The organism is Lysobacter sp. yr284 (assembly GCF_900107375.1).
Taxonomy (GTDB): Bacteria; Pseudomonadota; Gammaproteobacteria; order Xanthomonadales; family Xanthomonadaceae; genus Lysobacter.
Genome location: NZ_FNPT01000012.1, coordinates 128398 through 137401, shown reverse-complemented (window position 1 = coordinate 137401; position 9004 = coordinate 128398). Strand labels below are relative to the sequence as shown.

Genomic DNA, 9004 nt, shown 5'->3' with positions numbered 1-9004 from the left:
GCTTTGACGCATCTCCACCCGAGGCCAAAGTTTCGCAGCCCCGCAGGGCGTGCGCATGGATGCGCACGCGCGCCATGGGGCAGGATGCCCCTTATGGCGCGGCCCCGCGCCCGGTGCTGGACCTAGTGGCTCTTGATTCGAAACAGCAATGCCTTTTCTTTGGTTACTTTCTTTGTGGCTTTGGACAAAGAAAGTGACCCGGCCGCTTGCGGACGGAAGCCCTTGATGTTCGCTTGTGATCGCACGTAAGAACACCCAAAGGCCGAACCCACCGCGGCACGCCCCCTGTAGGAGCGGCGCAAGCCGCGACCGCGCCACAACGGCGACTGCGACAGTTTCGTCGTAGTTGCGTTTTCGCGGTCGCGGCTTGCACCGCTCCTACAGTCGGATACGCAACTCTGCTGCCGTCGTTAACGAACGAGTGACGACAGGCGACAATCAAAGGCTTTCGTCCGCAAGCGGCCGAGTTACTTTCTTTTGGCAGCGCGCCAAAAGAAAGTAACCAAAGAAAAACGCTTGTCTAAGGTCACGAGCCACTAGGTCCAGCACCGCGCGCCGGGCTGCGCCGTAAGGGGCATCCTGCCCCTACGGCGCACGCGCGCATCCATGCGCGCGCCCTCCGGGTCTGCGAAACATGGGCCTTGTTCGAGGTGGAGACCAAGCAAAAGCGAAAGCAACAGCAACAGCCAAATCAAAATGGATTCCGGCTTTCGCTGGAATGACGGCTATGGCGGGGAAGGAAAGAACCGACATCGGAGGAGCGCGATAGCCCGAGCCTTTGTTCTTCCGATCAAGATCCCGCACACCGAACTCGACATCGGCCATCGCCCGCCCACGAAAAAGGCCGGACTTCCGCCCGGCCTGCGATCGATCCGATCCACCATCGAACCGCGACGGCGCAAAGCGCCGCCGCGGCCTTCAAACAAAGCCGCAGATGCCCTCACCCGCGGTCCACACGCGCAGCCAAGTGCGCGAACTACAGCGCACTCGACCCAAGCGCGTCGATCAGTTCAACGTCTCGCCGAACTCGCGGACTTCCTTCTCGGCCCGGTCGCGTTCCCAGCCGTAGCGTTCCTGCAGCTTGCCGGCCAGGTATTCGGAATTGCCTTCGGCGACATCGAACACGTCGTCGGTCAGGTCGCCCCACTTGGCCTTGGCCTTGCCTTTGATCTGGGTCCACTTGCCAGCAATGATGTCTTTGTTCATCGTTCGACTCCTCGTTGGGGGAAAGCGTTACGGCACGCGTCGCGCTTCGTCCTTGCGGCGGTGCGCTTGCGGCTGGCCGGTATCGCCAGGACAGCTTCGCAGCGCAGGCATTCGCGAACGGTCACGATTGCGTTAGGCGTCGCTTGACCTCGATGAACGCTTTGAATCCTTCAGCTTGCGATCGCGAGCGGCGGCGCAAATCGGCGGCGCAAAACGCAGGCATAAAAAAAACGAAGGCCGGGTCGCCCCGGCCTTCGTCGTCGAACTGCGGAAAACCGCTGCGCGTCACTTGCCGTCGCGCACGTCCTCGGCCTTCTCTTCGACCTTCTCGCCGGCCTTCTTCACGTCCTTGCCCGCGCCCGCGATGGTGTTGCACGCGGTCAGGGTGCCGATCGAGAACAGGGCCAGCAGCAGCAGGGCAGTCAAACGCTTCATGGGATCTCCTTGGTCGTCGTTGCGGATAGCGAATCGGCCGCGCCAGCGGCAGCGTCCTGGGTCCGGATAAGACGCGAGCGAATGTGAAGCCGGCGTGCAGCGGCCGGCGTCAGCGCCGATTCATCCAGCCGCGCCGCGGCCTCAGTCGCACATCAGGGTCGACTTGCCGAACAGGCTCTCGACCAGGTCCACCGCCAGCTTGGCGGTGCGGTTGCGCTTGTCCAGGATCGGGTTGAGCTCGACGATGTCGAGCGACCCCATCCGGCCGCTGTCGGCGATCATTTCCATCACCAGCTGCGCTTCGCGGTAGTTCGGGCCGCCCGGCACCGTGGTGCCCACGCCCGGCGCGATGCTCGGGTCGAGGAAGTCGACGTCGAAGCTGACGTGCAGGTGGGTGTTCTCGTCCATGCCCTCCAGCGCCTCCTCCATGACCCGGCGCATGCCGATCTCGTCGATGTAGCGCATGTCGTAGACGTCCAGGCCGTGCTGCTGGATCAGCTGCTTCTCGCCCGGATCGACCGAGCGGATGCCGATCTGGCGGATCTCGTCGGGCCGCATCGCCGGCGCGTCGCCGCCCAGGCGGGTCAGCTCTTCCGGGCCGATGCCGCACAGGCACGACACCGGCATGCCGTGGATGTTGCCCGAGGGCGTGACCTGGCTGGTGTTGAAGTCGGCGTGCGCATCGAGCCACAGCACCCGCAGTTGCTTGCCGGTGTCGCGGCAGTAGCGCGCGACCGCGGTGATCGAACCCAGGCCCAGGCAGTGATCGCCGCCGAGCAGGATCGGCAGGCGGCCGATGCGCAGTTCCGCGCCGACCGCGTCCATCACCGCGCGGTTCCACGCCACCACTTCGGCCAGGTGGCGGTAGCCGGCGACCGGCTTCTGCCACGGATTGCGCGGGCCGTCGAGATTGCCGCGATCGGCCACGTCGACGCCGCGCGCGACCAGCGCCTCGCCGAGCCCGGCGATGCGCAGCGCTTCGGGCCCCAGACGCGCGCCGCGGTGGCCGGCGCCGACGTCGGTGGGCGCACCGATCAGCGAAACGAGGGGATAAGTGCGACTCATGCGAATGTCCTCTGCGCCGCGCCGGACAAGCCACGGCGCGGCATCGTAAGGTGAACGCGCCAGTGCCGGCGGCACCGCGCGATCGCCGCAACAGGGCCGTTGCGGCCGCCGACGATGCGGCCATTTTAGAGGCTGCGCGGTGAGGGGGCCATGGTGGCGCGGCGGAGCGGCCGGGACGGCAAAGCCTGAAGTGGGATGCGCGTTGGCTTCGCGGGGGGATGCCCAGCGCGGGAAAGCGCCGCGAATACCGCGCGATCAGCGGCTTGTTGAGGCGCCAGCGCGCAGGGGCCGACCAGGCGGGCGCGATTGAGGCGCAGCGCGGGCGCCTGGCGTAGTCGGGGTGGGCCCGGATCGCAAGCGACCTTCGGATGGTGTGGCCGGGCGGTTGTTTTTACCCGGATTCACGTGGTGCCGCTTGTCCGAATCGAACGGACGACCGCTCGCTTACAAGGCGAGTGCTCTACCAACTGAGCTAAAGCGGCAGCGAAACGCGGAGCCGGCGACGCTGCGCGCCGGCCGGGCCATTCTATCGCGCCGGCGCGGCCGCGGGGCAGCCACGCGGCGGACCGGCGCTCAGCGCACCTTGTCGCAGGAAATGCCGCGCCAGCGCTGCGCGCCGGCGGCCACGCGCAGGGCTTCGCCCTTGGACACGACAGTGGCCGCATCCAGCCAGACCTGGCCGTTGCTTTCGCCCAGCGCCTCGACCTTGGCCGCGAAACCGGCCGCGGCCAGCTCCGCGCCGCGCTTGCGCGCCGATTCCTCGTTGCGGAAGCGGCCCAGCGCGATCGCGTTGGCCTCCGCACCGCTCATCACGAACAGGTCGTTGAAGCCGGCGGCGCGGATGCGCTGCGCGGTGGCCTGCGCGGCTTCGGCGCTGGCGGCCGGCAAATAGACCCGCCAGCCGCGCGAATTGCCGCCGCCGGACAGCGTGCGGCTCGACACTTTCTGGGCCAGCGGCAGCAATTTGGCGCGCGCCGCGTCGGCGGCGGCGGTATCGGCGAACGGGCCGACGCTGAAGCACTGCGGCTTCGCCGCCGGCGCCGCGGGTGCCGGCGCGGGCGGCGGCGCTGCAGCGGATTCGCCGGCCAGCGGCTTGCGCTCATCGGTCTGGTGTTCGCCGGCGCTGTCTTCACCGGGCTTGGTCGGCGCGACGCTGTCGGCCGCTGCCTTGGCCTGGGCCGGCGCGGCCTCGCCAGGCTTGGCTGCCGCGCGCGCCGCGTCGAGCGGCCGCGCCTGCAGCGCCTCGCCCTGCCCCGTCGCGCGCGCCGCCACAGGCTTCGCCGCACGCTTGCCTTCGTCGACCAACTGCAGCCGGGCCACGCCCAACGGCAATGTTTCCGCGGCCGGCGCGGGCGGCGCAGGCCGCGCGATCCACCACGCGGCGACGCCGATATTGAGTGCGGCCAACAGGACGATGAGGGCGCGAATGAGCATGCGGCGATTCTAGCCTGCCGCGCTCAGCGCGGAGTCTCGACCGCGGCCCAGATCGCCAGCCCTTCCAGCACCAGCGCGGGCGCGGCCTGCGCCGTCGGCAGCGCCGCCATCAGCGCGTCGCCGCCGCCGCCGTGCAGCAGCAGCCGCGGTGGCGTGCCCAGGCGCTGCGCGGCGCGCGCCAGGCTGCGCTCGATCAATGCGATGGCCGCGCCGTCGGCGCCGGAGGCCAGCGCGTCCTCGGTATCGGCGGCGAAGTCGAGCGCGCGGCCGCCGTGCTCGGGCAATTGCGGCGCGCGCGCATGCAGCGCTTCGCGCATCAGCGTCGGCGACGGCGCGATCAGGCCGCCGTGGTGCAAGCCGTCGGCGTCGAGCAGGTCGATGGTCAGGGCGGTGCCGACGCCGCAGATCAGGCTCGCGCCGCGCGCCTGCGCATGCGCGCCGAGCAAGGCGAGGAAACGATCCACGCCGAATTTGTGCGGCTCGGCATACGCGATGCGCACCTCGCCGAAGCCCTGAGCGCGGAACCGCGGCTGGGTGCGGGCGATGGAGATGCGGCCGCAACGCGCGCTCAGCGCCTGCAGCACCGCCATGCGCTGCGCGGGATGGGCGACGCTGGCCAGGTAGGCCGCGTCGATGCGCTCGCGCGGCAGCGCCTGCGCCAGCGCGGCGGCGATGTCCTCTTCGCGGTGCGCCAGCGCCAGCGCGTCGCCGGGACGCCCGTCGGCGCGCAACGGCGCGCACTTGAGCCGGGTGTTGCCGAGGTCGAACAGCCACGCGTTCACCGCATCGCCCCGCTGCGGCGCACGCTGACTTCGCCGGCGTGGAAGCGGCGTTCCTCGCCGTCGTCCAGGCGCACGCGCAGGGCGCCGTCGTCGGCCAGCCCCAGCGCCACCCCGCGGTGCTCGCGATCGTTGCCGAGCACGCTGACCGCCTGCCCGGCGAGCGCGTCGAACCCGGCATAGCGGTCGAGGAACGGCGCCAGGCCCTGCGCGTCGAATTCGTCCAGCGCCGGCAACAGCGCGTCCAGCAAGGCCGCCACGACCGCGTCGCGGCTCGGCGCCTGCGCGCCCGCCAGCCCGGCCAAGTCGCACCAGGGTTGGTCGATCTGCGCCGCCGCGGCCGCCGGCATGCGCACGTTGAGGCCCAGCCCGATCACCGCGCGCGCCGGCCCGGCGTATTCGCCGCCGCCTTCGACCAGCAGGCCGCCGAGCTTGCGCAGGCCGTCGCCGTCGAGCGCGACCAGGTCGTTCGGCCATTTCAACCGCACCGCGGCGAAGCCCAGCACGTGCAGCGCCTGCGCCGCGGCGATGCCGGCGACCAGGCTCAGCCCGCCCAACCGCGCCAGGCCGCCGCCGAACGCGCGCGCCAGCGACAGGTACAGGTGCGCCGCCAGCGGCGAGGCCCAGACCCGGCCGCGACGGCCGCGGCCGCCGGTCTGGCGCTCGGCCAGCAGCACCGCCGCGCCGCGCGCGGGCGTGCTTCGGCGCAGCAGTTCGCTGTTGGTCGAATCGATGCTCCAGGCGACTTCCAGCGAGTCCAGCCGCGCGCGCGCCGGCGCCGACAACGCGGCCGCGATCGCGTCCGCGTCGAGCAGGTCCAGCGGCTGCGACAGCGCATAACCGCGCCCGGGCTTGGCCTCGATCGCGACCCCGGCCTCACGCAGCGCCTCGATCCGCTTCCACACCGCGGCGCGGGTCTGGCCCGAGGCCGCGGCGAGCGCATCGCCGGTGGCCGGACCCGCGATCAGGCGTTGCAACAGCGCGCGATCGTCCATCAGCCCCGGCGCCAGCGATGCAGCAGCCGCGCCCGCGCGAAGCGCGATTCGGTGCCGGCGCGCAAACGCGCCAGGTTGCCGCGATGGGTGAACACCACCAGCGCCGCCGCCGCGATGCAGAACCACAGCCGCGGCGCGCCGGCATCGCCGTACCAGGCCAGCAGCGGCAGGCTCAGCGCGGCGATCACGCTGGCCAGGCCGACGTAGCCGCTCAGGGCGATGGTCGCGCCCCACACCAGCAGCAGCGCCGGGACCACGAACGGCCACAGCACCAGCAGGCCGCCGACCAGGGTCGCCACGCCCTTGCCGCCGCGGAAGCCGTGCCACAGCGGCCAGACATGCCCCAGCACCGCCGCGAACGCGGCCAGGTAACCGTGCGCGGTGACCGTGCCGACCGGCGCGTAGCGCAGCGCCAGCCACGCGGCCAGCGCGCCCTTGCCGATGTCGATGGCGACCACGCCCAGGGCGAAGCGCGCGCCCTGGGTGCGCAGCGCGTTGGTGCCGCCGGCGTTGCCGCTGCCCTGGGTGCGGATGTCGACCCCGCGCAGCTTGCCCAGGACCAGGCTGCCGGAGACCGAGCCCAGCGCATACGCCGCGGCCAGCAGCGCCAGCGAGCGCGGCTGCGGGAAGGCGACGGACAGCAGGGGCGCGAAATCGGCAAACGGCATGGCGCGGATTATGCGCGAGACGGCGGGAATTGCGCTCCTGTGGCAGGGCCTTCAGGCGCGCTGCTTTCCGCCCAGATCGCTGCGATCCGGCAAAAGCGCATCGGGCCTGAAGGCCCTGCCGCAACAGCGCTCACACCGCGCCGGGCACCGGCTGCAGCGACACCAGCAACGCGCCGCGCCCGGCGTGCGCGCCCAGCGCCGGCCCGGTCTCGACCAGGAACGCCTGCTCCAGGTCGAGCCGCCGCCGCAGCGCTTCGAGCAAACGCTCGCCGTCGGCGCGCGCGTCGCAATGGCCGACGATGGCGCGCCAGCGCTGCCGGCGCGAGCTGCGCCGGGCGATGTAGCCGGCGAACGCCTCCGGCGCGCCGGCGCGGGCGAACACGCCGCCGCTCACGCCCAGGCGGCCGTCGGCGCGGATCCGCGCGATCGGGGTCAGCCCGGTCCAGCGCACCAGCGGCCCGGCCCACGGCGGGATGCGGCCGCCGCGCACGGCGTGGGAGATGTCGCGGGCCATCGCCCAGGTCGAGGTCAGCGGCTTGAGCCGCTCCAGTTCCGCCAGCACCGCCTCCAGGGCGATGCCGTCGGCGGCCAGTTCGGCCGCGCGCCAGGCCAGCAGCGCCAGGCCGCCGGCGGCGTTGCCGGTGTCGAACACCCGCACCCGCTGCCCGTCGCTGCGCGCGGCCGCCTGTTCGCCGGCCTGCAAAGTGCCCGAGACCGCGCGCGACAACCCCACGTACAGCACCTGCCGGCGATGGCCGGCGAGGAAATCGAACACCCGGCGGAAATCGCCCGGCGGCGGCTGGCTGGTGCGCGGCAGGTCGGCGCCGGCGGCCATGCGCCGGTAGAACTCGGCCGTGCTCAGCCCGGCCTTGTCGAGATAGTCGCGCCCGTCCACCGACACCCGCACCGGCACCACCGCGATACGGTAGCGCTCGGCCAGTTCCTCGGGCAGGTCGGCGGCGCTGTCGGTGACCACCGCCAGCGCCTGCGCGCGCTCGATGCTGCGCTGCTGCGCCAGCATGTCGTCGGCCTTCATGCCCTCGACCGTGCCGAAGCGCGCGCAGGCGTCGAACAGCGCCTGCGGCGAGCCGACGTGGCCGTGCACGCGCAGCCGGGCGGCGCCGCCGGCCAGCACCAGCGAATCGGCGCCGAGCGCTTCGAGTTCGTCGCGCAACGCCTCGCGCGGCAGGTTCTCGCCCAGCAGCAGGCATTCGCTGCACCAGCGCCGCTGCGGATCGACCGCATCGTGCGCGACCGGCACGGCTTCGCCATGGCCCGCGCCGCAGCCGTCGTTGGCCGCCGCGGCCGCGCCGCGCACGCGCAGCGCGCGCGGGCCGCCGTCGACGAATTCGGCGATGCCCTCGAGCAGGTCGACGAAGCCTTGCGCGCCGGCGTCGACCACGCCGGCGCGCTGCAACACCGCCATCTGCAGCGGCGTGCGCGCCAGCGCGCTGCGCGCCTGGACCAGGGCGCGGGCGAAGCCCGGCCGCGGGTCGCCGTCGGCGCTGGCGCGCGCGGCCTCGTCCAGCGCATCGGCGAAGGCGTTGATGACGCTGAGGATGGTGCCCTCGACCGGATGCGCCAGCGCCGCGCGGGCGTTGCCGGCGCCGTGGCGCACCGCCGCGGCCAGGGTCGCCGCGTCCAGCGCGGGCTGGGCGCGGGCGTACTCGGCCACGCCGAACAGGAACTGGGCCAGGATCGCTCCCGAGTTGCCGCGGGCGCCGTCGATGGCGTCGTCGCCGACCCGCTTGAGCAGTTCGCCGATGTGCCGGCTGCGCCGGCTCAGCGCCCCGTTCAGCAGGCTGCCGAGGGTATGCGCCAGATTGCTGCCGGTGTCGCCGTCGGCGACCGGGAACACGTTGATGCGGTTGAGCGCCTCGCGCCCGGCGATGACCCGGCGCGCGCCGGCGATCAAGGCCCGGCGCAGGGCCGGGGCGGTCAACGGCGGGCGGGGCGTCGGCATGAACGCGAGTCTGGCGCAAATGCGTGCCACGGATTGCTGCGGCGCACAATGGGCTCCGCCGCGAGCCGCCGGATTCGGTACGGTTTTCGCGCTATAGTCGGCAGCTGCCGCGACCCTCGAGGCCGCGCCGCTCCTAGGATTCCGCCATGTTACGGATCTGCCTGTGCCTGCTGTCCCTGTCCGCGAGCCTGGCCGTGGCGCAGGCCAGCGCGCGCGAGGTCAACAAGCTGAGTCCGAACGACGCCTGCTCCTCCGGCGGCGCGGTCAAGGACGCGCCGGCGCGTACCCAGGCCCGCGGCGGCAACGGCGCCGCGCCGCAGACCGCGCGCGACACCAAGGCCAAGCCGAGCGTGCACAGCGACTCGGACCCCGGCAACCGGCTGCAGTCGCCGCGCTGGCATAATTTCCTGCCGGGCATGTTCCGCTGATCTGAGCGCGCCGCCCGCTTCCTGCCGGGTT

General features: G+C 72.1%; 10 protein-coding genes and 1 tRNA gene. 2 read left to right on the top strand and 9 right to left on the bottom strand.

The window, feature by feature from the left end; genetic code table 11:
• The coding region (locus tag BLV01_RS26645) for a hypothetical protein (RefSeq protein WP_217633531.1) at positions 1 to 197 on the top strand (197 nt) is incomplete at its 5' end.
• Positions 198 to 1005: 808 nt separating this feature from the next.
• Here BLV01_RS26645 and BLV01_RS17310 read toward each other — a convergent pair.
• The 9 genes from BLV01_RS17310 to BLV01_RS17270 all read right to left on the bottom strand — a co-directional run bounded on the left by BLV01_RS17310 (position 1006) and on the right by BLV01_RS17270 (position 8545).
• Positions 1006 to 1206 (bottom strand): CsbD family protein, encoded by a 201-nt coding sequence (locus BLV01_RS17310; protein WP_091802509.1) that lies wholly within the window; start codon positions 1204 to 1206, stop codon positions 1006 to 1008.
• 285 nt (positions 1207 to 1491) lie between these two features.
• Complete coding sequence (locus tag BLV01_RS17305; RefSeq protein ID WP_091802506.1) at positions 1492 to 1641, bottom strand: entericidin A/B family lipoprotein; 150 nt, start codon at positions 1639 to 1641, stop codon at positions 1492 to 1494.
• Between the two features lie 141 nt (positions 1642 to 1782).
• The gene (gene rocF, locus BLV01_RS17300) at positions 1783 to 2706 is read right to left on the bottom strand and encodes an arginase (protein ID WP_091802503.1); all 924 of its coding nucleotides are present in this window, start codon (positions 2704 to 2706) and stop codon (positions 1783 to 1785) included.
• A gap of 406 nt (positions 2707 to 3112) precedes the next feature.
• Positions 3113 to 3188, bottom strand: a tRNA-Thr gene (locus BLV01_RS17295).
• A 91-nt stretch (positions 3189 to 3279) separates the two neighbouring features.
• Positions 3280 to 4140: an SPOR domain-containing protein gene (locus BLV01_RS17290; RefSeq protein ID WP_091802500.1), complete on the bottom strand. Its 861-nt coding sequence runs from the start codon at positions 4138 to 4140 to the stop codon at positions 3280 to 3282.
• A gap of 23 nt (positions 4141 to 4163) precedes the next feature.
• Positions 4164 to 4922, bottom strand: coding sequence for a type III pantothenate kinase (locus BLV01_RS17285; protein WP_091802497.1), 759 nt, complete (start codon positions 4920 to 4922; stop codon positions 4164 to 4166).
• Positions 4919 to 5914 (bottom strand): bifunctional biotin--[acetyl-CoA-carboxylase] ligase/biotin operon repressor BirA, encoded by a 996-nt coding sequence (gene birA / locus BLV01_RS17280; protein ID WP_091802494.1) that lies wholly within the window; start codon positions 5912 to 5914, stop codon positions 4919 to 4921. Before birA ends, BLV01_RS17285 begins: the two co-directional genes overlap by 4 nt.
• Complete coding sequence (gene plsY / locus BLV01_RS17275; protein ID WP_091802490.1) at positions 5914 to 6582, bottom strand: glycerol-3-phosphate 1-O-acyltransferase PlsY; 669 nt, start codon at positions 6580 to 6582, stop codon at positions 5914 to 5916. The genes birA and plsY overlap by 1 nt, the downstream gene beginning before the upstream one ends.
• 130 nt (positions 6583 to 6712) lie before the next feature.
• Positions 6713 to 8545, bottom strand: a complete 1833-nt coding sequence (locus BLV01_RS17270; RefSeq protein ID WP_091802487.1) for a DegV family protein — start codon at positions 8543 to 8545, stop codon at positions 6713 to 6715.
• 146 nt (positions 8546 to 8691) lie between these two features.
• Here BLV01_RS17270 and BLV01_RS17265 point away from each other — a divergent pair, with 146 nt between their 5' ends.
• Positions 8692 to 8973 carry a hypothetical protein gene (locus BLV01_RS17265; RefSeq protein WP_091802484.1) on the top strand — a complete coding sequence of 94 codons (282 nt, stop codon included), beginning with the start codon at positions 8692 to 8694 and terminating at the stop codon, positions 8971 to 8973.
• Positions 8974 to 9004 lie beyond the last annotated feature (31 nt).